19 protein-coding genes and 1 pseudogene are annotated in these 23,161 nt (G+C 65.2%); 18 read left to right on the top strand and 2 right to left on the bottom strand.

Annotated features, from left to right (window positions below; all coding sequences use genetic code 11):
* Nucleotides 1-57 precede the first annotated feature (57 nt).
* Nucleotides 58-924, bottom strand: coding sequence for an S-formylglutathione hydrolase (fghA, locus tag ACE04A_RS27720; protein ID WP_279993610.1), 867 nt, complete (start codon nt 922-924; stop codon nt 58-60).
* Nucleotides 925-1,155: 231 nt separating this feature from the next.
* Here fghA and ACE04A_RS27715 point away from each other — a divergent pair, with 231 nt between their 5' ends.
* The 4 genes from ACE04A_RS27715 to ACE04A_RS27700 all read left to right on the top strand — a co-directional run bounded on the left by ACE04A_RS27715 (nt 1,156) and on the right by ACE04A_RS27700 (nt 10,064).
* Entirely contained in the window at nt 1,156-1,914 is a 759-nt protein-coding gene (locus tag ACE04A_RS27715; RefSeq protein WP_259252679.1) for a hypothetical protein, read from the top strand.
* A 355-nt stretch (nt 1,915-2,269) separates the two neighbouring features.
* On the top strand, nt 2,270-7,009 hold the full coding sequence (locus ACE04A_RS27710) for a glutamate synthase-related protein (protein WP_485820729.1): 4,740 nt from the start codon (nt 2,270-2,272) through the stop codon (nt 7,007-7,009).
* A gap of 8 nt (nt 7,010-7,017) precedes the next feature.
* Nucleotides 7,018-8,484: a glutamate synthase subunit beta gene (locus ACE04A_RS27705; protein ID WP_259252678.1), complete on the top strand. Its 1,467-nt coding sequence runs from the start codon at nt 7,018-7,020 to the stop codon at nt 8,482-8,484.
* Between the two features lie 941 nt (nt 8,485-9,425).
* Nucleotides 9,426-10,064, top strand: a complete 639-nt coding sequence (locus tag ACE04A_RS27700; protein WP_279993607.1) for an OmpW/AlkL family protein — start codon at nt 9,426-9,428, stop codon at nt 10,062-10,064.
* Between the two features lie 50 nt (nt 10,065-10,114).
* Here ACE04A_RS27700 and ACE04A_RS27695 read toward each other — a convergent pair whose 3' ends face one another.
* Nucleotides 10,115-10,987 carry a LysR family transcriptional regulator gene (locus ACE04A_RS27695; protein ID WP_259251469.1) on the bottom strand — a complete coding sequence of 291 codons (873 nt, stop codon included), beginning with the start codon at nt 10,985-10,987 and terminating at the stop codon, nt 10,115-10,117.
* 64 nt (nt 10,988-11,051) lie between these two features.
* On the opposite strand from ACE04A_RS27695, the gene ACE04A_RS27690 reads away from it, so the two are divergent.
* From ACE04A_RS27690 to ACE04A_RS27625, 14 genes and pseudogenes are all read left to right on the top strand, one after another.
* On the top strand, nt 11,052-12,395 hold the full coding sequence (locus tag ACE04A_RS27690; RefSeq protein WP_448716840.1) for a YbfB/YjiJ family MFS transporter: 1,344 nt from the start codon (nt 11,052-11,054) through the stop codon (nt 12,393-12,395).
* Nucleotides 12,396-12,420: 25 nt separating this feature from the next.
* Nucleotides 12,421-13,398, top strand: coding sequence for a Bug family tripartite tricarboxylate transporter substrate binding protein (locus ACE04A_RS27685; protein WP_259251467.1), 978 nt, complete (start codon nt 12,421-12,423; stop codon nt 13,396-13,398).
* A gap of 17 nt (nt 13,399-13,415) precedes the next feature.
* Nucleotides 13,416-14,477, top strand: coding sequence for an NAD(P)H-dependent flavin oxidoreductase (locus ACE04A_RS27680; protein ID WP_485820728.1), 1,062 nt, complete (start codon nt 13,416-13,418; stop codon nt 14,475-14,477).
* A 338-nt stretch (nt 14,478-14,815) separates the two neighbouring features.
* Nucleotides 14,816-15,652: an ABC transporter ATP-binding protein gene (locus ACE04A_RS27675; protein ID WP_485820727.1), complete on the top strand. Its 837-nt coding sequence runs from the start codon at nt 14,816-14,818 to the stop codon at nt 15,650-15,652.
* Nucleotides 15,649-16,437, top strand: coding sequence for a lipid asymmetry maintenance ABC transporter permease subunit MlaE (mlaE, locus tag ACE04A_RS27670; protein WP_100853523.1), 789 nt, complete (start codon nt 15,649-15,651; stop codon nt 16,435-16,437). Before ACE04A_RS27675 ends, mlaE begins: the two co-directional genes overlap by 4 nt.
* 12 nt (nt 16,438-16,449) lie before the next feature.
* Entirely contained in the window at nt 16,450-16,947 is a 498-nt protein-coding gene (gene mlaD, locus ACE04A_RS27665; RefSeq protein ID WP_100857516.1) for an outer membrane lipid asymmetry maintenance protein MlaD, read from the top strand.
* Between the two features lie 80 nt (nt 16,948-17,027).
* The gene (locus ACE04A_RS27660; protein ID WP_259251464.1) at nt 17,028-17,828 is read left to right on the top strand and encodes an MlaA family lipoprotein; all 801 of its coding nucleotides are present in this window, start codon (nt 17,028-17,030) and stop codon (nt 17,826-17,828) included.
* Nucleotides 17,829-17,867: 39 nt separating this feature from the next.
* Entirely contained in the window at nt 17,868-18,497 is a 630-nt protein-coding gene (locus tag ACE04A_RS27655; RefSeq protein WP_448716838.1) for an MlaC/ttg2D family ABC transporter substrate-binding protein, read from the top strand.
* A gap of 174 nt (nt 18,498-18,671) precedes the next feature.
* Nucleotides 18,672-19,484 (top strand): ABC transporter ATP-binding protein, encoded by an 813-nt coding sequence (locus ACE04A_RS27650; protein WP_279993603.1) that lies wholly within the window; start codon nt 18,672-18,674, stop codon nt 19,482-19,484.
* The gene (locus tag ACE04A_RS27645; RefSeq protein WP_100853527.1) at nt 19,481-20,293 is read left to right on the top strand and encodes an ABC transporter permease; all 813 of its coding nucleotides are present in this window, start codon (nt 19,481-19,483) and stop codon (nt 20,291-20,293) included. The genes ACE04A_RS27650 and ACE04A_RS27645 overlap by 4 nt, the downstream gene beginning before the upstream one ends.
* A 5-nt stretch (nt 20,294-20,298) precedes the next feature.
* Entirely contained in the window at nt 20,299-20,544 is a 246-nt protein-coding gene (locus ACE04A_RS27640; RefSeq protein WP_046805270.1) for a BolA family protein, read from the top strand.
* On the top strand, nt 20,544-21,812 hold the full coding sequence (gene murA, locus ACE04A_RS27635; RefSeq protein ID WP_279993600.1) for a UDP-N-acetylglucosamine 1-carboxyvinyltransferase: 1,269 nt from the start codon (nt 20,544-20,546) through the stop codon (nt 21,810-21,812). The genes ACE04A_RS27640 and murA overlap by 1 nt, the downstream gene beginning before the upstream one ends.
* Nucleotides 21,813-21,888: 76 nt before the next feature.
* Nucleotides 21,889-22,566, top strand: coding sequence for an ATP phosphoribosyltransferase (hisG, locus tag ACE04A_RS27630; protein WP_100853529.1), 678 nt, complete (start codon nt 21,889-21,891; stop codon nt 22,564-22,566).
* Between the two features lie 54 nt (nt 22,567-22,620).
* Nucleotides 22,621-23,161, top strand: a pseudogene (locus tag ACE04A_RS27625) (histidinol dehydrogenase); the annotation flags it as partial.

Below are 23,161 nucleotides of genomic sequence, written 5' to 3'. Positions count from 1 at the left end.
GGCGCCCAGGGCGCCGCGAGCCTGCCGCGGCAGGCTCCCCAGTATAGAAGCGGGCTTTCACCCCGCCGGTTTTCCAAGCCGCTCGACGTGAAACCGGATGTGATCTTCGATGAAGGTTGAGATGAAGTAGTAGCCGTGGTCGTAACCGGGCTGGCGGCGCAGGGTAAGCGGCTGGCCGGCGGTGGCGCAGGCAGCTTCGAACACCTCGGGATACAACTGCTCGGCCAGGAATTGGTCGGATTCGCCCTGGTCGATGAGGATGCCGGCGGGAAAAGGCTGCTTCAGCCCCTGCATCAGCGAAGCCGCGTCGTACGCGGCCCATTCGGCGGGGTTGTCGCCCAGGTAGGCGCCGAACGCTTTTTTGCCCCACGGGCACTGGCTGGGCGCGGCGATGGGCGCAAAGGCCGACACCGACCGAAATTTGCCCGGGTTGCGCAGTGCCAGCACCAACGCGCCATGGCCCCCCATGGAGTGGCCGAAGATGCCTGTGCGCGACGCATCGCCCGGCAACGTGTCGCCCGTGACGATGGCGTGCAGTTCTTCGGTCACGTAGCTATACATGCGGTAGTGGTCGCGCCAAGCCGGCGTGATGGCATCCACATAGAAGCCCGCGCCGGTACCCAGGTCCCAGCTTTCGTCTTCGCCGGGCACGTTGGCGCCGCGCGGACTGGTGTCCGGCGTCACCAGCATGACGCCCAGTTCCGCCGCCAGTCGCTGCGCGCCGGCCTTGATCATGAAGGTCTCTTCGGTGCAGGTCAGGCCTGCCAGAAAGAACAACACGGGCACGGGGCCTTGCTCGGCCTGGGGCGGCACGAAGACCGAAAAACGCATGGGCAGGCCGATCTGGGCGGACTCATGGCGGTAGTAGCGCTGCGTACCGCCAAAGCAGCGATGCTGGGAAATGAGTTCCAGGGCCACGGGCATGGACGTTCTCCGGTCGGGGGGATGAAAAATTCGTCGACGGGTTAGGGTATATCCACGGTACGACGTTCCGTCGCCGAATGTTAACCTGCCCTGCATACAGGCCGGACGACAAAAAAAAGCGATTCCGTGCCCATATTGTGATCGCGGTACTTGACCAGCGCCCATCGTGGCACTATTTATATACCGTGAGCGAAGACAACCCGTTCTTCCAGATACGCAAGCCCTGACACTATGGCCCGTCTGCCCCGCCTGTACGCCCCTGGGCTGCCCCAACTGGTGCAGGCCAACTTCATTTCGCCGCTGGCCGCGCCGTCTCAACCCGCGCCCGCCGACATCCTGAACCAACTCGCCACCTGGCTGGGCGAATCCGCTCAACGCCATCGGGTCTCGGTGCACGGCTGGCTGTTGGCCAACGACCGCATCCTGCTGTTGGCCACGCCCGCCGACGAAGAAGGTTTGCCTCGGTTGATGCAGACGCTGGGCCGCAATCTGGCCGCCCGCCTGCGCGGTGGCCGGGTCTTCGCGGGGCGTTACCGATCCGCCTTGCTGGAACCGGGCGCGTGGGTGCTGCCGGCGCTGGTCTGGCTGGAAACGTATCCCGTGCGCAGCGGCGCATCGCAAGACCCTGATTCATGGCCCTGGTCTTCGGCGGCCAGCCACACCGGCAACACCACCGCCGCGCCTGTGCAATGGCAGTCGGACCACGCCGATTACTGGGCTTGCGGCAACACGCCGTTCGACCGCCAGGCCAATTACCGCAAACGCTTGCAAGACGGCTTGTCGCGAGAAGAATCCCAACGCATTGATCAAGCCGTATCCGGCCAGTGGGCATTGGGCGGACCCAGCTTCATTGCCAGCCTGGCACATACCGCCAGTCGGCGCGTGGCTCCCGGCCAGCGCGGCCGGCCGCGCAAGAAACCCGCCGCCGCGACGGAATCGGATTCGCCCGCGCCGCCAGCGCCGGGCAACAACCCTCCGGCAACTTCCTGAATTTCCCGACCCGCCTGCTTGGCGGGTTTTTTATTGGTCCCTTGGAGAGCCGAGCTCGTCCGGCTGTGCATTTTTCGCCACACGCGATGGGCCCAACGATGCATTAATAAATAGGGACGCATCAATCAAAATAGATCGATTTTGGTGCAGGCTCGGATCCACTCGCGCATACCCCTGCACGCCCGGCCAATAACGGCGCGGCCATTGTTATGTCCCTAAATTAATGCCCTATGATGGAGCATCGATATAAATAGGGTCATACCCCTTTTGTTTTTATTGCACCCTACCCTCGGTGGGGGTATTGTCCGTCTCCTGCACTGCAACATTACGACGCAGGCTCACTGCGGAGCGCGCCATGCCCCAAATTACCCCGATCGAATCCTGTCCCACGCCCAAGGCCACCCCTATCGATGCGTCCCGTATCGGTATGCCCGCGGCCCAGGGTCTGTACCACCCCAAGAACGAGCATGACGCCTGCGGCGTTGGATTCGTTGCGCACATCAAGGGCAAGAAAAGCCACGCGATCATCCAGCAAGGCCTGAAGATCCTTGAAAACCTGGACCACCGCGGCGCGGTTGGCGCGGACAAGCTGATGGGCGACGGCGCGGGCATCCTGATCCAGATTCCCGACACGCTCTATCGCGACGAGCTCAGCCAGCAAGGCATCATCCTGCCGCCTCCGGGTGAATACGGCGTGGCCATGGTGTTCCTGCCCAAGGAAACCGCCTCGCGCCTGGCTTGCGAACAAGAGCTTGAACGCTCGGTGCGCGCAGAAGGCCAGGTCGTGCTGGGCTGGCGCAATGTGCCGGTGGACGTCGACATGCCCATGTCGCCTACCGTGCGCGATTGCGAACCCGTCATCCGCCAGTTGTTCATCGGCCGTGGCGCCGACGTGATGGTGCCGGACGCGCTGGAACGCAAGCTGTACGTCATCCGCAAGACCGCCAGCCACGCCATCCAGGCCATGCATCTGGCCCACGGCAAGGAATACTTCGTGCCGTCGGCATCGGTGCGCACCGTGGTCTACAAGGGCCTGCTGCTGGCCGACCAGGTTGGCCGCTACTACCGCGACCTGGCCGACACCCGCACGGTGTCCGCCCTGGCGCTGGTGCACCAACGCTTCTCGACCAACACGTTCCCCGCCTGGCCGCTGGCCCACCCGTACCGCATGATTGCCCACAACGGCGAAATCAACACGGTCAAGGGCAACTTCAACTGGCTGCGCGCCCGCGAAGGCATGATGCAGTCGGCCGTGCTGGGCGACGACCTGAAGAAGCTGTACCCCATCGTTTATGAAGGCCAGTCGGACACCGCTACGTTCGACAACTGCCTGGAACTGCTGGTGAATTCGGGCTACTCGCTGGCCCACGCCATGATGATGATGATCCCGGAAGCCTGGGAACAGCACACGCAGATGGACGAGTCGCGCCGCGCTTTCTACGAATATCACGCCGCCATGATGGAGCCGTGGGACGGCCCCGCCGCCGTCGCGTTCACCGATGGCCGCCAGATCGGCGCCACGCTGGACCGCAACGGCCTGCGCCCCGCCCGCTACCTGGTCACCGATGACGACATGGTCATCCTGGCGTCCGAAGCCGGCACGCTGTCGATTCCGGAAAACCGCATCGTCAAGAAGTGGCGCCTGCAGCCGGGCAAGATGTTCCTGATCGACCTGGAACAAGGCCGCATCATCGACGACGCCGAAATCAAGCTGCAACTGGCCAACAGCCGCCCGTACCGCCAATGGATCGAGCGCCTGCAGATCAAGCTGGAATCGCTGCCCGCGCCGCGCCAGACCGCCGTTGCCACGCAATCGGCCGTGTCGCTGCTGGACCGCCAGCAAGCCTTCGGCTGGACCCAGGAAGACTACAAGTTCATCCTGGAACCCATGGCGTCGACCGGTGAGGAAGTGATCGGCTCGATGGGCAACGACGCCCCGCTGGCCGTGTTGTCCGACCGCGCCAAGCCGTTCTACAACTATTTCCGCCAGTTGTTCGCGCAGGTCACGAACCCGCCCATCGACCCCATCCGCGAACAGTTGGTGATGTCCTTGGTGTCGTTCATCGGCCCCAAGCCCAACCTGCTGGACATCAACAACGTCAATCCGCCGCTACGCCTGGAAGTGTCCCAGCCGGTGCTGGACTTCGCCGCCATGGCGCAGATCCGCGACATCGAACAGGTCACGGGCAAGAAATTCCGCAGCTTCGAGCTCGACATCACGTACCCCGCCGCCTGGGGCTCCGAGGGCATTGAAGCCCGCGTGGCCGCGCTGTGCGCGCGCGCCGTCGATGCCGTGCAAAGCGGCTACAACATCCTGATCGTGTCGGACCGCCTGGTCGACAGCGAGCGCGTGGCCATCCCCGCGCTGCTGGCAACGTCCGCCGTGCACCAACACCTGATCCGCGCCGGCCTGCGCACCAACACCGGCCTGGTCGTGGAAACCGGTTCGGCGCGTGAAGTGCACCACTTCGCGCTGCTGGGCGGCTACGGCGCCGAAGCCATCCACCCCTACCTGGCGCTGGAATCGCTGGGCAAGATGAATGACCCCGAAAAGGCGGTCAAGAACTTCATCAAGGCCATCGGCAAGGGCTTGAACAAGGTCATGTCCAAGATGGGCATTTCGACCTATATGTCCTACACCGGCGCGCAGATCTTCGAAGCCGTGGGCCTGCAAAGCAAGCTGGTGGACAAGTACTTCACCGGCACCTCGTCCAACATCGAAGGCATCGGTATTTTCCAGGTGGCCGAAGAAGCGCTGCGCCAGCATCGCGCTGCTTTCAGCACCGACCCGGTGCTGGCCAACGACCTGGACGCGGGCGGCGAATACGCCTACCGCGTGCGCGGCGAAGAGCACATGTGGACGCCGGATTCCATCGCCAAGCTGCAGCACGCCTCGCGCGCCAACAACTACCGCACGTACAAGGAATACGCGCAGATCATCAACGACCAAAGCCGTCGCCACATGACCTTGCGCGGCCTGTTCGAGTTCCGCTTCGACCCCACGCGCGCCATTCCGCTGGATGACGTGGAATCGGCCAAGGACATCGTCAAGCGCTTTGCCACCGGCGCCATGTCGCTGGGTTCGATCTCGACCGAAGCGCACTCGGTGCTGGCCGTGGCCATGAACCGTATCGGCGGCAAGTCCAACACCGGCGAAGGCGGCGAAGACGAACTGCGCTACCGCGCCGAAATGCGCGAAGGCAAGAGCACCATCAAGGACGGCGACACGCTGGCCTCGCTGCTCGGTTCCGACCGTATCGAAGCCGACGTTGCCCTGAAGAAGGGCGACTCGCTGCGTTCGAAGATCAAGCAGGTGGCGTCGGGCCGTTTGGGGGTGACCGCCGAATACCTGTCGTCCGCCGACCAGATCCAGATCAAGATGGCCCAGGGCGCCAAGCCCGGCGAAGGCGGCCAGTTGCCCGGCCACAAGGTGTCGGAATACATCGCCAAGCTGCGCTATTCCGTGCCGGGCGTGGGCTTGATTTCGCCCCCGCCGCACCACGACATCTATTCCATTGAAGACCTGGCCCAACTGATCCACGATCTAAAGAATGTGAATTCCAAGGCCTCGGTGTCGGTCAAGCTGGTGTCCGAAGTGGGCGTGGGCACGGTGGCCGCCGGTGTCGCCAAGGCCAAGGCCGATCACGTTGTGATCGCCGGCCATGACGGCGGCACGGGCGCGTCCCCGGTGTCGTCCATCAAGCACGTGGGCACGCCGTGGGAACTGGGCCTGGCCGAAACGCAGCAGACGTTGGTCTTGAACCGCCTGCGCAGCCGCATCCGCGTGCAGGCCGACGGCCAGATGAAGACCGGCCGCGACGTCGTCATTGGCGCGCTGCTGGGCGCTGATGAATTCGGTTTCGCCACGGCGCCGCTGGTGGTGGAAGGCTGCATCATGATGCGCAAGTGCCACCTGAACACCTGCCCGGTGGGCGTGGCCACGCAAGACCCCGTCCTGCGCAAGAAATTCCAGGGCAAGCCGGAACACGTCGTGAACTTCTTCTTCTTCATCGCCGAAGAAGTGCGCGAGATCATGGCGCAGTTGGGCATCCGCAAGTTCGACGACCTGATCGGCCGCGCCGATCTGCTGGACATGCGTTCGGGCGTGGAACACTGGAAGGCGCAAGGCCTGGACTTCGCCCGCGTGTTCCATCAAACGCAGTCGGATGCCGACGTGCGCCAGACCGAAGAGCAGGACCACGGCCTGGCCAACGCGCTGGACCACCAGTTGATCGACCGCAGCCGCCCCGCGCGTGAGCGCGGCGAAAAGGTGTCGTTCATCGTGCCGGTGCGCAACCGCAACCGCACGATCGGCGCCATGCTGTCGGGCGCCGTGGCCTCGCGCTACGGCCACGACGGCCTGCCGGACGACACCATCCACATCCAGTGCAACGGCACCGCCGGCCAAAGCTTCGGCGCGTTCCTGGCGCACGGCATCACGATGGACCTGGTGGGCGAAGGCAACGACTACGTCGGCAAGGGCTTGTCGGGCGGCCGCATCATCGTGCGCTCGCCCAACGACTTCCGCGGCTTCGGCCCCGACCACATCATTGCCGGCAACACCGTGCTGTACGGCGCGTTGGCGGGCGAGGCGTTCTTCAACGGCGTGGCCGGCGAACGTTTCGCGGTGCGTAACTCGGGCGCGGCGACGGTTGTGGAAGGCACGGGCGACCACGGCTGCGAATACATGACGGGCGGCACGGTCGTGGTGCTGGGCGCCACGGGCCGTAACTTCGCGGCCGGCATGTCGGGCGGCGTGGCCTACGTGTGGGACCCGGAACGCACGCTCAAGCACCGCGTGAACCTGTCCATGGTGGAACTGGAAAGCGTGGCGCCGCATGCGGAACAGCAGGCGCTGAACAACATCGACATCTGGCACAGCGCGCAGCGCGGTGGCGAACGCGAGACGGATGAAACCATCTTGCGCCGCCTGGTGGAAGACCACTTCCGCTACACCGGCAGCTACCGCGCCCGCGAAATCCTGGGCGACTGGGAAGCCTCGCGCGGCAAATTCGTAAAGGTCATGCCGACGGACTACCGTCGCGCATTGGGTGAAATGTGGCGTGCGGCCAATCAGCAACAATTGGCTGCGTGAGGAATACCATGGGAAAGATTACTGGCTTTATGGAATTTCAGCGTCTGCAGGAGGCCTCCGAGGCCCCGCAGAAGCGGCTGAAGAACTGGCGCGAATTCGTGCTGCACCTGACCGATGACCAGGCCAAGCAGCAAGCCGCGCGCTGCATGGACTGCGGCATCCCGTTCTGCAACAACGGCTGCCCGGTCAACAACATCATCCCTGACTGGAACGACCTGGTGTACAAGCAGGACTGGCGCCGCGCGCTGGACGTGCTGCACTCCACCAACAACTTCCCCGAGTTCACCGGCCGCATCTGCCCGGCGCCGTGTGAAGCCGCCTGTACCTTGAACATCAACAGCGACGCCGTGGGCATCAAGTCCATCGAACACGCGATCATCGACAAGGGCTGGGAAGAAGGCTGGGTGGCGCCGCAAGTGCCGGCCCGCAAGACGGGCAAGAAGGTCGCCGTGGTGGGCTCCGGCCCCGCCGGCATGGCGTGCGCGCAGCAACTGGCGCGCGCCGGCCACTCGGTGACGCTGTTCGAAAAGAGCGACCGCATCGGCGGCCTGCTGCGCTACGGCATCCCCGACTTCAAGCTGGAAAAGCACCAGATCGACCGCCGCATCTCGCAGATGGAAGCGGAAGGCGTGGAGTTCGCGCCGTCCACCTACATCGGCAATCCGAAAGACCCCGTGGCCGACGGCCTGACGGTGCGCACGCCGGAATCGCTGAAGGCGGAATTCGACGCGATCGTCATGACGGGCGGTTCGGAAACGCCGCGCGACCTGCCGGTTCCGGGCCGTGAATTGTCGGGCGTGTATTTCGCCATGGACTTCCTGCGCCAGCAGAACAAGGCCGTGGCGGGTGACCGCTTGAGCAACCAGACGCTGGCCAAGGGCAAGCACGTGGTCGTGATCGGCGGCGGCGATACGGGTTCGGACTGCGTGGGCACCAGCAACCGCCATGGCGCGGCCTCGGTCACGCAATTCGAGCTGATGCCGCAACCGCCCGAATCCGAAAACAAGACCATGACGTGGCCGTACTGGCCGCTGAAGATGCGCACGTCGTCCTCGCACGAAGAAGGCTGCGATCGCGACTGGTCCGTGACCACCAAGCTGCTCAAGGGCAGCAACGGCAAGGTCGAAAAGCTGGTCGGCGCGCGCGTCGAATGGTTCAAGGACGACGCCACCGGCCAGATGAAGATGCGCGAAGTCGAGGGCTCGGAGTTCGAGATCAAAGCTGACCTGGTGCTGCTGGCCATGGGCTTTGTGTCGCCGGTGCAGACCGTGCTGGAGTCCTTCGGCGTGGATCGCGACGGGCGCGGCAACGTGCGCGCCAACACCGACGACTACCGCACCAACGTGGAAAAAGTCTTCGCGGCGGGCGACATGCGCCGTGGCCAATCGCTGGTGGTCTGGGCCATCCGCGAAGGCCGCCAATGCGCACGCTCGGTGGATGAATTCCTGATGGGCAGCAGCGAACTGCCGCGCTGATCCTCAGGCTCTGCAACACCCATTCGCCGCCTTCGCGCCGTAGCGCCAAGGCGGCGAATGCTATTTGGAAACCGGGCCGCCGGACCGTGCTGCACGGCTGAACGTAGGATGGGTGAAGCGCGGGTGAAACGATAGAAGAACCCTGCCATCCAACGCGCGCAACCCATCATGCAGCGCTCGCTATGTGGCTGCTCTTCAGAAGAACCCGGCGTTGCTTGATGGGTTTCGCGCGATCTGCTTCGGCGTTCTTTTATCGTTTCATTCGCGCTCCACCCATCCTACGGTGCGTCGCAAAGCTTCCGTTGCCGCGCCACGGTCCGCATCTTTTCACGCGTCAATCTGAGCAGCGCCCAGGCGCTGAACGTAGGATGGGTGAAGCGCGGGTGAAACGATAGAAGAACGCTGCCGTTTAACGCGCGCAACCCATCATTCAGTGGTTGCTATGTGGCTGCTCTTCAGAAGAACTCGGCGTTGCTTGATGGGTTTCGCGCGATCTACGTTGGCGTTCTTTTATCGTTTCATTCGCGCTCCACCCATCCTACGGTGCGTCGCAAAGCTTTCTGTTGCCGCGCCACGGCCCGCATCTTTTCACGCGTCAATCTGGGCAGCGCCCAGGCGCTGAACGTAGGATGGGTGAAGCGCGGGTGAAACGATAGAAGAACGCTGCCGTTTGACGCGCGCAACCCATCATGCAGCGCTCGCTATGTGGCTGCTCTTCAAAAGAATCCGGCGTTGCTTGATGGGTTCCGCGCGATCTGCTTCGGCGTTCTTTTATCGTTTCATTCGCGCTCCACCCATCCTACGGTGCGTCGCAAAGCTTCTGTTGCCGCGCCGCCACGGCGTGGTCCGCATCTTTTCACGGGTTGATACACGTCAATCGAGACGGGCGCCAGGTCTGAGAACCTGTGGCCTCACCCTCATGGAAAGATCGGAGAAGAAAAATGTTTTCGCTGAACGGGCGTATCCGCGCCACTGCCATCGCCGCACTGATCGCCGCCAGCGGGCTTGCCGCGCCGGCGCACGCGCATGAAGCGGGCGACGTGCTGTTCCGGGTGGGCGTCACGCAGGTTCGCCCCTCGTCCAACAACGGCACCGTACTGGATGGCAGCGTCAAGCTGGACGTCAACAACAACGTGCGCCCCAGCTTCACGCTGGGCTACATGGTGACGCGCAACATTGGCATCGAACTGCTGGGCGCCTGGCCATTCCAGCATGACGTCAGCGGCAGCGGCCTGGGCAAGATCGGTTCCAGCAAGCAATTGCCCCCTACGCTGAGCCTGCAATGGCATATCTTGCCGGACAGCATGATCCAGCCCTACATCGGCGTCGGCATCAACTACACGCACTTCTTCGACACCCAGGCCGAAGGCGCGCTGAAGGGATCGGACTTGAAGTTGGGAGATTCCTGGGGCGTGGCCGCGCAACTGGGCGCGGACTTCAAGATCAATGAACGCTGGTTCATGAACGCGGACATCCGCTACATCGACATCAAGTCGAAGGTGAAGCTGGACGGCCAGCACATCGGCACCGCGCGCATCGACCCGTGGGTGGCGACGCTGGGCGTGGGCTACCGCTTCTGATCAATGGCAGGACCGGTTGCGCGCGACATGCCGCGCAACCCACATCCAGATCAATTGCCTTCAGGCTGCAACTGCCGACGCAGCGCCTGCAACGCAGGCGTGTCGTCATCCGCGCGCCAGACCAACTGCGTGCGTGCCTGCCCATACGGGCCGCGCAGCGCGCTGACGCGGACGGAATGCTCCGCCCCCAACACCGCCAACACCGAACGCGGCACGATGGCCACGCCAGAGCCCGCGGCCACGCACGCCACGATGGCGTGATACGACGCAAACTCCATCACGCGCGCGGGCGCCACGCCTTCGTGGTTCAGCCAGGATTCCAGGATGCGCCGATACGAGCACCCCGCCGCAAACGCGATCACCGTGCGGCCGCCCACGTCGCGGGCGCCATCGATGTCGCCCCAGGCCAGCGGCGAGATCAACGCCAGGTCTTCATCGAAGGCATCCATGGCCGCCAGGCCCTCGTCGGGAAACGGCTGGGCCACAAAGGCGGCTTCGATCTCGTAGTTGCGGACCTTGGCCGCCAGCGCGCCCGACGTGCCAGTGACAAGTTCAATGCCCACTTGCGGCCAGGCCGCGTGATAGGCCGCCAGAATCGGCGGCAAGCGCGCGGCCGCCGTGCTTTCCATGGTGCCGATGCGCAGCACGCCTTGCGGCGCGCCATCGCGCACGGCGGCCTGGGCTTCGTCGGACAGGCGCAAAAGGCGATCAGCGTATGACAGCAGCACGCGCCCCTGGTCCGACAACACCAGCCGCCTGTTCTGGCGCCGAAACAGCGGGGCGTTCAGCGAGGCCTCCAACTGCTTCAGGCGCGTCGACACGTTGGACTGCACCCGGTTCAGGTGCGCGGCGGCGCGCGCCACGCCGCCCTGGTCGGCCACCGCTTTGAAAATCTGCAAGGCGTCGAGATCCAAGTTTCTCATTTCAAGAACCTGTGTTCTTAATAATTCACTATTCAAGATATAAGTACAGCCGTAGAGTGGGCGCATGTCAACGCCTGCTTACCCTTCCAGTTTCGATTCCCGCAGCGCGGCCAGCCTGGCTTGGCCGGCGGCGCTGGCGCTGGCCGCCGCCATGGGCATCGGCCGATTCGCCTTTACGCCGGTGTGGCCGCTGATGGCGCAGGAAGGCGGGTTGTCTTTGGCCCAGGGAAGCTGGATGGCATCGGCCAACTACGCCGGCTACCTATTAGGCGCGCTGGCCGCCGTGGCCTGGCCGGTGCGCCACGCCCGCGCGCAGCTTGCCATCAGCCTGCTGGCCGTGGCGCTTTTGACCCTGGCCATGCCGCTTACGCATAACGTGGCGGTCTGGTGCGCGCTGCGGCTGGCCGCCGGTTACGCCAGCGCCAGCGCCTTCATCTGCGTGGCCTCCAGCCGCGTCGTACCCCAAGGAGACCCGCGCGAACCCGCCACGGCGGCGCTGACCTACGCCGGGGTAGGCGCCGGTATCGCGCTGACGGGGCTGGCTTGCCTGGGTTTGATGGCCTGGAAGGTGGGGGCCGACGGCACTTGGCTGATACTGGGCGCGCTGACATTAGCGCTGTCCGCCATGGCTTGGCCGGGCCTGAACCGGCCGGCGCCAGCAGCGGCGCCGACCGCGCCGGCCGCGCCAAGCGCTGCGAACTCCCCAAACACTGCAAACGCGCCAAACGCTGCGAGCGCTGCAAACGCCGCAAACGCTGCAAACACCTCAAACACCGCAACCGCCCCAAACACACCGCCCCCCGCACCGACCGCCCGCTTGCCCCGCGTCATCCCCCGCCTGGCGCTGCACTACGGCGTCTTCGGCGTGGGCTACATCATCCCCGCAACATTCCTGCCCGCCATGGCCAAGCAGGTTATCCCCAACCCCGCGATCTTCGGCTGGGCCTGGCCGCTGTTCGGCCTGGCCGCGGCGGTATCTTGCCTGCTGGTTCCCCGCCTGGCGCGCCGTCGCGACGAAAAGCGCGTCTGGCAGGCCGCGCAGGCCCTCATGGCCGCCGGCATGCTGGCGGTGGCGCTGTGGCAGCACATTGCCGCCGTGATCGTGGCCGCGCTGCTGGTGGGCGGCACCTTCATGGTGATTACCCAGGCCGGCATATTGACGGCCCGGCGCATGGCGGGCGCTGCCGCCCCGCGTGCCGCCGCCCTTATGACCGCCGCCTTCGCGGCCGGCCAGATCCTGGGGCCGCTCTTGGCATCGTGGGCCGCCCACTGGGGCGCGGGCCTGGCGCAGGTGCTGGGTGGCGGCGCGGCACTGCTGGCGCTGTCGGCATGGCGGTTGGGAAAAATCACGACAGAAGGCGAAGGCGCTGGGCATAATGCGATCGGCCCCCAGGGCTGTACACATTAGAGAAAAGAACGAGGAGTCACCCAGCATGAAAGCACTGCGCCCCCTGATTGCCGCGCTGTCGGCCGTTGCCGCCTTCAGCGGCGCCGCCCACGCCCAAACTGGCGACTGGCCCGCCAAGCCCATCACCATGATCGTGCCCTACGCACCGGGCGGCTTTGCCGACACGCGCGTGCGCCTGCTGGCACGCAAGCTGGGCGAATCGCTGGGGCAACCCATCGTGGTTGAAAACAAGGCGGGCGCGGGCGGCGTGGTCGGCACCAGCCTGATCGCCAAGGCCGCGCCTGACGGCTACACCATCGGCACGGGCAACCTGGCGCCGATGGCCGTCAACCCGACGCTGATGAAGGACATGCCCTACAACCCGCAAAAGGACCTGGCGCCGATCATCCTGATCGAGAACAGCCCGCTGGTGCTGAGCGTGAACAACGAACTGCCGGTCAAGACGCTGGACGACCTGATCGCGCTGGCCAAGAAGCAACCCGGCAAGCTGTCGTTCGGTTCGTCCGGCGTGGGCGGCGCGCATCACCTGTCGGGCGAAATGTTCCGGGAACAAGCCAAGATCGACATCGTGCACGTGCCCTACAAGGGCGGCAGCCTGGCCGCCACCGACTTGATGGGCGGCCATATCTCGATGATGTTCGAAATGGGCTATTCCGCGCTGCCGGCCATCCAGGGCGCCAAGATCCACCCCATTGCCGTCACGTCCGCCAAGCGCCTGGCCGTGTTGCCCAATGTGCCGACGATGGCCGAATCGGGCCTGACCGGCTTCGAGTCCTACAACTGGCAAGGCATCGTCGCCCCGGCCGGCACTCCCGCGCCGATCATCGCCAAGCTGAACGCCGAGTTCAACCGCATCCTGAAAGAACCGGACGTGCAAAAAGCCATTGCCGACACGGGCAGCCAGGCCGGCGGCGGCACGCCCGAGGAATTCGCTGCCTTCATCAAGAGCGAAACCGAGAAGTGGGCCCACGTCATCAAGGCTGGAAACATCCAGCTTCAATAACCCAGAGGAGTCATCCCATGTCCCCCCGTCTGCTTGATCTGCTGAAGCTGGACCATCCCATCATCCAGGCGCCCATGGCTGGCGGCGCCACGCCGGTGGAGCTGGTGTCCGAGGCATCCAAGGCGGGGGTCCTGGGATCGCTTGGGGCGGCTTACATGAGCCCGGCGCAGATTGAAGCCGCCGTGGACGCCATCCGCGCCCGAACGGACCGGCCGTTCGCGATCAACCTGTTCGCCAGCGTGCCGGACCAGCCCATGCAGGGCGATGCCGACCGGATGCTGGCCTTGATGGCCCGCTACCACGCGCAATTGGGCCTGCCGGCCCCGACCATGCCGGGCCCGCAGGCGGATCCGCTGCCCGGCCAGATTGACGCCATCCTGCGCCTGCGCCCCGCCGTCTTCAGCTTCACGTTCGGCCGCATCGCCCCCGATGTCCTGGCGCGCTGCCGCGAGTTGGGCATCCTGACGGTGGGCACCGCCACCACGGTGCGCGAAGCGGTCACGCTGGAACAGGACGGGGTGGACGCCGTGGTGGCCCAGGGCGCGGAAGCGGGCGGGCATCGTGGCACGTTCCTGGACGGCTTCGAGCAATCGCTGATCGGCACCATGGCGCTGGTGCCCCAGATGGCGGACGCGGTTTCGCTGCCGGTGATTGCGTCCGGCGGCATCATGGATGGCCGTGGCATCGCCGCCTCGCTGGCGCTGGGCGCCCAGGCCGCACAAATGGGGACAGCCTTTCTGACGACCGATGAATCCGGCATCAGCGACGCCTACAAGGCCGTGCTGCCGGCATCGCGCTCGGAACAATCGCGCCTGACCCGGGCGTTTTCCGGCCGCCCCGCGCGCGGCATCGCCAACGCCTTCATGCAGGACGCGGACGCCATCGCTGCCGACATCCTGCCGTATCCCCTGCAGAACGCCCTGACCCGCCCGATGCGCACCGAAGGCGGCAAGGCGGGCAACATCAATGTTCTGTCCCTGTGGGCGGGGCAGGCCGCGCCGCTGGCCCGGCGCGAGTCCACGGCTGACCTCGTCCGCCGCCTGGCGCAGGAACTTGCCGCCGCGCAAGCGCGCCACTGACGCGACACCAATTCCCGCTTACCGCGACGCCACCGCCAGCCAGGGCGGTGCCCCCGGCCCGCCGCCCTGGCCGCGGGCGCCCGTGCGGCATTCGGGCCGGATTGTCCCCCATGCCGAAAACACTGTTCCATGGGCGGCCCCTTACATTGTGATTACAAAGCGTCGAGCTACAATGGCGCCTCGCCGCTGGGAGCCATCGCCTGTCTTGGCCCCCGCACCTGAGTAACCGGGCGCTTCCCGCCACCGCTTGTCTCGCCCCGCGCAGCCTCGGCTATCGGCCCTGCGTATCGACAAGCCGACAGGGCAAGCTCCGCCACCGAAACACCCTTTCGTTGCCCATGCCCGCTCAATCAAGCAGCACCCCGGAATTCGCCCTGCGCCTGGACGGTGTGGCGCTAGGCTATGGTGATTTCACCGTCTTGCGCGACATCTCCATGGACGTGCGCGCGGGCGAAGTGGTCGCCATCATGGGCGGCTCGGGCTCGGGCAAGACCACGCTGTTGCGCGCGGCCACCGGCCAGCTCATCGCCCGGCAAGGCCAGGTGCATGCGTTCGGCCAGGACATCAGCCGCGCCAACCCCGACGAATTGCAGGCCCTGCGCAAGCGCATGGGCGTGCTGTTCCAGCAAGGCGCCCTGTTCACCGATCTGAACGTGTTCGAAAACGTCGCTTTCCCGCTGCGCGAACACACCCGCCTGTCCGAGGCCGACGTTACCGAGCGGGCGCTGGACAAACTCGACGCCGTCGGCCTGCGCGCTGCCGCGCATCTGAAGGTTGCCGAAGTCTCCGGCGGCATGGCGCGGCGCGTGGCCTTGGCGCGCGCCGTGGTGCTGGAACCCGAACTCATCCTGTACGACGAGCCCTTTGCCGGGCTGGACCCGATATCGCTGGGCATTACCGCCCGACTGATCCGCCACCTGGCCGACCGGCTGGGCTGCGCCTCGGTGCTGATCACCCACGACGTTCAAGAATCCTTTTCCATCGCCGACCACGTGTACCTGGTCGGCCAGGGCAAGCTGGCCGCGGCCGGCACGCCTGAAACGCTGTCGGCGTCGCAAGACCCCTATGTCCAGCAATTCCTGAAAGGCGACCCCGACGGCCCGGTCGCGTTCCAGTACCCCGAGACGCCCGCTTTCCAAAAGTGGCTGTCCCAACAGAAAGGGCGCAAAGCATGAGCGGTTCCAACAACGCGGTCGACGCGGTGGGCGGCTGGGTGCGCAAGCAGGTCTCCGGCATCGGCTTTTTCACCCGCTTTTTCGGCGGCATGCTGGCGCGCAGCGGCATCGTGTTCTCGCGCCCCCGCCTGGTGTCGCAGCAAGTCCATTTCATCGGCAACTATTCGCTGCTGATCATCGCCGTGTCGGGCATGTTCGTGGGCTTTGTGCTGGGGCTGCAAGGCTATTACACGCTGAACCGCTACGGCTCCGAAGAAGCGCTGGGCTTGCTGGTGGCGCTGTCCCTGGTGCGCGAACTGGGGCCTGTCGTCACGGCGCTGTTGTTCGCCGGGCGGGCGGGCACGTCGCTCACCGCCGAGATCGGCCTGATGAAGGCGGGCGAACAACTGGCCGCCATGGAAGTCATGGCCGTCGACCCCATCCGCCGCGTGCTGGTGCCGCGCCTGTGGGGCGGCATCATCGCCATGCCTATCTTGGCCGCGGTGTTTTCCATGGTGGGCATCCTGGGCGGCTGGGTCGTCGGCGTCGTGATGATCGGCGTGGACGCGGGCGCTTTCTGGTCGCAAATGCAAAGCGGCGTCGACGTCTGGAAAGACGTGGCCAACGGCGTCATCAAGAGCGTGGTGTTCGGCATCACGGTCACGTTGGTCGCGCTGTATGAAGGCTGGCAGGCCAAGCCCACCCCGGAAGGCGTTGCGCGCGCCACCACGCGCACCGTGGTCGTGGGTTCCCTGGCGGTACTTGGGCTGGACTTCCTGCTCACCGCCTTGATGTTTGGAAATTGAAACGGATTGATCATGTCACGCGAAAAAACCGACTTCTGGGTAGGCCTGTTCGTATTGCTGGGCGCGGTCGCGCTGGTGTTCCTGGCGTTGCGGGCCGGCAACCTCAGCACCTTTTCCTTCGCCCCCACCTATACGCTTTCAGCCAATTTCGATAACGTAGGCGGCCTCAAGCCGCGCGCGGCCGTCAAGAGCGCGGGCGTTGTGGTGGGCCGCGTGTCCAGCATCACCTTCGACGACAAGACCTTCCAGGCGGTCGTGTCGGTGAACCTGGAAAAGGCCTATCAGTTTCCCAAAGACTCATCGGCATCGATCCTCACGTCCGGCTTGCTGGGCGAGCAGTACCTGGGCTTGACGGCGGGTAGCGAGGAAGAGAACTTTACCGACGGCGGAAAAATCCGCTATACACAGAGCGCGGTTGTGCTGGAGCAGTTGATCAGCCAGTTCCTGTACGGGTCCGCCGAAAAAGAAGGCACCACTTCGCCTGAACCTGCCGCGAAAGCGCCAAATTAAAGACGATGCGCAACGGGCCGTAACGGGCCGCGCCTCGACATCGCCGTAACATAAGCATCGTTGATAGGGATCTCCTGATCATGAACAAGAACGCACTTTCCCGAATTGCCACCATCGCGGCGGCGGGTGCCCTGATGGCCGGCTGCGCCGCGCCGCAGAACCCGGACCCGCGCGATCCGTGGGAAGGCTTTAACCGGGGCGTTTACAAGTTCAATGACACGGTCGACCGCGCGGTATTCAAGCCGGTGGCCCAGGCCTATACCTTCGTCACGCCGCAGCCCGTGCGCAGTTGCGTGCACAACATCTTCAGCAACATGACCGACCTCTGGTCGGGCACGAACAGCTTCCTGCAAGGTCGTGGCCACGACTTCGTGAACACGCTGGGCCGCTTCCTGTTCAACACCACCATGGGCGTGGGCGGCTGCTTTGACGTGGCCTCGGCCAATGGCGCCCGCAAGATCCCGAACGACTTCGGCACCACGCTGGGCGTGTGGGGCTTTGGCCAGGGTCCGTACCTGGTGCTGCCCATCTTTGGTTCGTCCACCGTGCGAGACGGCGCGGGCCTGGTCGGCGATTTCGCCGGCACCACCTATGGCTACATGGGCATCGATTCCATCGACAACGTGCGCCTGCGCAACTCGCTGTGGGGTCTGCGCCTGGTCGACACGCGCGCCAGCCTGCTGGACGCCACCGACACCGTCGACCGCGTTGCCCTGGACCCGTACAGCTTCATCCGCGACGCCTATCTGCAACGCCGCAACGCCATGGTGCTGGGCCACCGCGTTGACGACGAAAGCTCGTTGCCCAACTACGAAGACGACGAGGACGATGCCCCTGCCGCCGGCAAGGCCGCCCCGGCGCCGGCGCCCGCAACCAAGTAAGCTGTGGCCTTGCGTTCATCGGTACAGTAAGGAGTTTTGATGCGATTTGCTTTTGTTTCCCTGTTGCAACGCCTGGCCTTCGCGGGCCTTGTCGGCCTGGCCGCGGCCGGCGCTGCCCAGGCCAAACCCGATCCCAATGGTCCGCCCGACCAATTCGTCATCGCCACGGCCAATGAGGCTCTGGACGTGCTGAAGGCCGACGGTGCCGTCAAAGCCGGCAACACCACGCGCATCAACGAAGTGGTCAACCAGCACATCCTGCCGTACGTCAACTTCCAGAAGACCACGCGCCTGGCCGCCGGGCGCTTCTGGCGCCAGGCTTCCGAGCAGCAGAAGACCGAACTGGCCGATGCGTTCCGTGGCACGCTGGTGCGCACGTACAGCGGCGCGCTGACGCGCGTCACGCCCGACACCTCGGTCAAGGCGCTGCCGTTCCGTGGCGATCCCAAGGCCGACGACGTGGTCGTGCGCACCCTTATCAGCCAGTCCAACGGCCAGCCCACCGGCGTGGATTACCGCCTGGAAAAGACCCCGCAAGGCTGGAAAATCTACGACATGAACGTCGAAGGCATCTGGCTGATTGAAAACTACCGCAACCAGTTTGCGCAGCAGATCAACCAGAGCGGCATCGACGGCCTGATCCAGGCGCTGAACAAGCGCAACCAGTAAGCACAAGGTTCCGGCTGCTTTCGGCCCGGCGCGCCCTCAGTGGCCCGCCGGGCCGATTATTTCGGGGACGCATAACCTGCGCATTCCCCACGCTTGCCGGGGCCATAGGCGCTTGCCGTCACGGCGCGCTTATATAATGATCAATTCGCTCTTTTCCGGGCACCACCCGCCGTCATGTCAGCCGTCAGTCTCGAAAACGTCTCCAAGATCTACTCGCCGCGCCAGCGCGGCTGGCAAAAGCTGCTTGGGCGCAAGCCCGCCCCCGGCTTCCAGGCGCTGGACAATGTCAGCCTGAACATCGAACACGGCGAATTCTTCGGCCTGCTGGGGCCCAATGGCGCGGGCAAGACCACACTGATTTCGATTCTTGCCGGTTTGGCGCACGCCACTTCCGGCCGGGCCAGCGTCTGTGGCTATGACGTCGTCACCGACTACAAGGCGGCGCGGCGTTCGCTGGGCGTCGTGCCCCAAGAGCTGGTCTACGACCCGTTCTTCACCGTGCGCGAAACGCTGCGCATCCAGTCCGGCTACTTCGGCCTGCGCAACAACGACGACTGGATCGACGAAATCCTGTTCAACCTGGGCCTGGCCGACAAGGCCGACAACAACATGCGCGCGCTGTCCGGCGGCATGAAACGCCGCGTGCTGGTGGCGCAGGCGCTGGTGCACCGTCCGCCGGTCATCGTGCTGGACGAGCCCACGGCGGGCGTTGACGTCGACCTGCGCCGCACGCTGTGGGAATTCATTTCGCGCCTGAACAAGGCCGGCCACACCATCATGCTGACCACGCATTACCTGGAAGAAGCGGAAGCCCTGTGCGGCCGCATCGCCATGCTCAAGCGCGGCCGCATCGTCGCGCTGGACACCACGCAGGCGCTGATGGCGCGCGTGGGCGGCGTCGACCTGGAAGACGCTTTCGTGCGCATCATGCACCAAGGCGACGAACCCGCCGCGCCCGCCCTGCAACCTGAAGAGATCTCGTCATGACGCAGTCCAACGCGACCGCCAGCCAGCCGCTGGTGCAGCCCCGCCTGGATGCGGGTTCCGGCTTTCCCACCCTGCTGCGCAAGGAATTGCTGCGCTTCTGGAAGGTGGGTTTCCAGACCATCGCCGCGCCCGTCATCACGGCGCTGCTGTATCTGCTGGTTTTTGCGCACGTGCTGGAAGGGCGCCTGATGGTGTATGGCACCGTGCCCTACACCGCGTTCCTGATCCCCGGGCTCATGATGATGAGCATGCTGCAGAACGCCTTCGCCAACCCGTCCTCGTCTCTGATCCAAAGCCGCATCACGGGCAACCTGGTGTTCATGCTGCTGCCGCCGCTGTCGCACCGCGACATCTTCGGCGCCTTCGTGCTGGCGGCCATCGTGCGCGGCCTGACGGTGGGCGTGTTCGTCTGGTTCGTGGCGCTGTGCTTTGTGTCGCTGGTGCCGGCCAACCCGCTGTGGCTGCTGGTGTTCGCGGTGCTGTCCTGCGGCATCATGGCGGTGCTGGGCGTGGTTGCGGGCCTGTGGTCTGAAAAATTCGACCAGCTGGCCGCCTTCCAGAACTTTTTGATCATGCCCGCGACGTTCCTGTCCGGCGTGTTCTATTCCATCCACACCCTGCCGCCGTTCTGGCAGGCCGTGTCCCACTGGAACCCCATCTTCTACGCCATCGACGGTTTCCGCTACGGATTCTTCTCGGTGTCGGACGTCTCGCCCTGGCGCAGCCTAGCGGTGGTGACGGGGGTATTCCTGGCGCTCTCGCTTTACGCGCTGCGGCTTCTGGCCAGCGGCTACAAACTCAGGAACTGACGTCCATGCTTCCCACTCCCGCGCAAGTCCGCCAATACATTGCGGACGGCCTGTCCTGTGAACATCTTGACGTGCAAGGCGACGGCTCGCATTTCGACGCCGTCATCGTCAGCGCGGCCTTCGAAGGCAAGCGCCTGATCCAGCGTCATCAAATGGTCTACGCCGCCCTGGGCGACCGCATGAAGGCCGAGATCCACGCCCTGTCGATGCGCACACTGACCCCTGACGAATACCAGCAAGCAGGCAAGTAATGGATAAGCTGCGCATCACCGGCGGTACGCCCCTGCACGGCGAGATCTCGATTTCCGGCGCCAAGAATTCGGCCCTGCCGATTCTGTGCGCCGGCCTCTTGACCGCCGACGCGCTGACGCTGACCAACGTGCCGCACCTGAATGACACGGCCACGATGCTGCGCCTGCTGGCGCGCATGGGCATGCAAGCCACGCGCGGCACCGACGGCGTGGTGACGTTGCAAGCCGACCGCGTCGACAAGCTGGAAGCGCCGTACGACCTGGTCAAGACGATGCGCGCGTCGATTCTGGTGCTGGGCCCGTTGCTGGCCCGCTTCGGCGAAGCCCGCGTCAGCCTGCCGGGCGGCTGCACCATCGGCCAGCGGCCGGTGGACCAGCACATCAAGGGCCTGGCCGCGCTGGGCGCGGAGATCAGCATTGAGCACGGCTTCGTCGTGGCGCGCGCCAAGCGCTTGAAGGGCGCGTCCGTACGCACCGACATGGTCACCGTCACCGGCACCGAGAACCTGCTGATGGCCGCCGTGCTTGCCGAGGGCCAGACCGTGCTGGAAAACGCGGCTTGCGAACCGGAAGTGGTGGACCTGGCCGAACTGCTTATCAAGATGGGCGCCCGCATCCAGGGCCACGGCACCGGCCGCATCGTGATCGACGGCGTTGAGCGCCTGCATGGCGCCGAGCACCGCGTCATCTCCGACCGCATCGAAGCCGGCACCTTCCTGTGTGCCGTGGGCGCGGCTGGTGGCGACATCCGCCTGACCAACACCGACCCCGCCATCCTGGGCGCCACGCTGGACAAGCTGGCCGACGCCGGCCTGACCATCGAAACCGGCCCCGACTGGATCCGGGGCGCGATGTCCACCCGCCCCAAGGCCGTGGGTTTTCGCACGCATGAATACCCCGGCTTCGCCACCGACATGCAGGCCCAGCTCATGGCGCTGAACGCCGTGGCCGAAGGCACGTCCGTCATCGTCGAAACGATCTTCGAAAACCGCTACATGCACGTGCAGGAACTGCGCCGCATGGGCGCCGACATCGACATCGACGGCCACACCGCCGTGGTGCGTGGCGTGAAGCGCCTGTCGGGCGCCACCGTCATGGCCACCGATTTGCGCGCGTCCGCCAGCCTGGTCATCGCCGGCCTTGCCGCCGATGGCGACACGCTGGTCGACCGCATCTACCACCTGGATCGTGGCTACGACCAGATGGAAGTCAAACTGCGCGCCCTGGGCGCGAACATCCAACGCGTGACCGGCAAGGAACAGGCATGAAATGTAGTAGCCCCCACGCTGCGCCTTCGGCTTGCTGCCCCCCGAGTGGGTCCGTTCATTTTGAGGCTGCCCGGCAATGAACAATGCCACCACGATGAAGCCCCTGACCCTGGCGCTGTCCAAGGGTCGGATTTTTGAAGAAACCATGCCGTTGCTGGCCGAAGCCGGCATCGAAGTCACGGAAAGCCCGGAAAGCTCGCGCAAGCTGATCCTGCCGACCAGCGACCCCGGCCTGCGCCTGATCATCGTGCGCGCCTCAGACGTGCCCACCTACGTGCAGTACGGCGCGGCGGACCTGGGCATCGCGGGCAAGGACGTGCTGATCGAGCACGCCAAGGAGCAGCCCGGCGGCCTGTACCAACCCATCGACCTGAACATCGCCAAGTGCCGCCTGGCCGTGGCCGTGCGCAATGGCTTTGACTACGAAGGCGCCGTGCACCAAGGCGCGCGCCTGCGCGTGGCCACCAAATACGTGCACTCAGCCCGTGAACACTTCGCGGCCAAGGGTGTGTACGTGGACATCATCAAGCTGTATGGTTCGATGGAATTGGCGCCGCTGGTTGGCTTGGCCGACTGCATCGTGGACCTGGTGTCCACCGGCGGCACGCTACGCGCCAACGACCTGGTCGCGGTGGAAGACGTCATGCCGATTTCGTCGCGCCTGATCGTCAACCAGGCCGCGCTGAAGACCCGCGGCGCCCGCCTGCAACCCTTGCTGGACGCCTTCGAAAGAGCCGCCTCCCGCAACGCCTGACCCCCGCCCGCCGCGCCCTCGCGGCGGCCGCTTTCCGCTTTGCTGCATGACGCCATGGCCCTGATCAATCGTCTCGACTCCCGCGATCCCGGATTCAAATCCGCCCTGTCCAAGCTGCTGGCTTTCGAGGCCACCGAGGACGAGTCCATCGACCGCGCCGCCGCCGGCATCCTGGCTGACGTGCGCGCGCGTGGCGACGCCGCGCTGGTGGAATACACGCAGCGCTTTGACCGCATGCCGGCCGCCTCGGCCGACACGCTTGAAATTCCCAAGGCCGATTGGCACGCCGCGCTGGCCACCTTGCCCACCGCGCAACGCAACGCGCTGGAAGCCGCCGCCGACCGCGTGCGCAGCTACCACGAGCGCCAGCTTGCCCATACCTGGACCTACACCGAAGCCGACGGCACGATGCTGGGCCAACAGGTGACGCCGCTGGACCGCGTGGGCCTGTATGTGCCGGGCGGCAAGGCCGCTTACCCCTCGTCGGTGCTGATGAACGCCATTCCCGCCAAGGTCGCGGGCGTGCAGGAACTGGTCATGGTCACGCCCACGCCCGACGGCGTGCGCAACCCCATCGTGCTGGCGGCCGCCCCCC

The sequence above is a fragment of the Achromobacter colocynthidis genome (assembly GCF_057334535.1).
The sequence above is the reverse complement of the archived record's forward strand: the minus strand, read 5'-3'. Positions and strand labels throughout refer to the sequence as shown.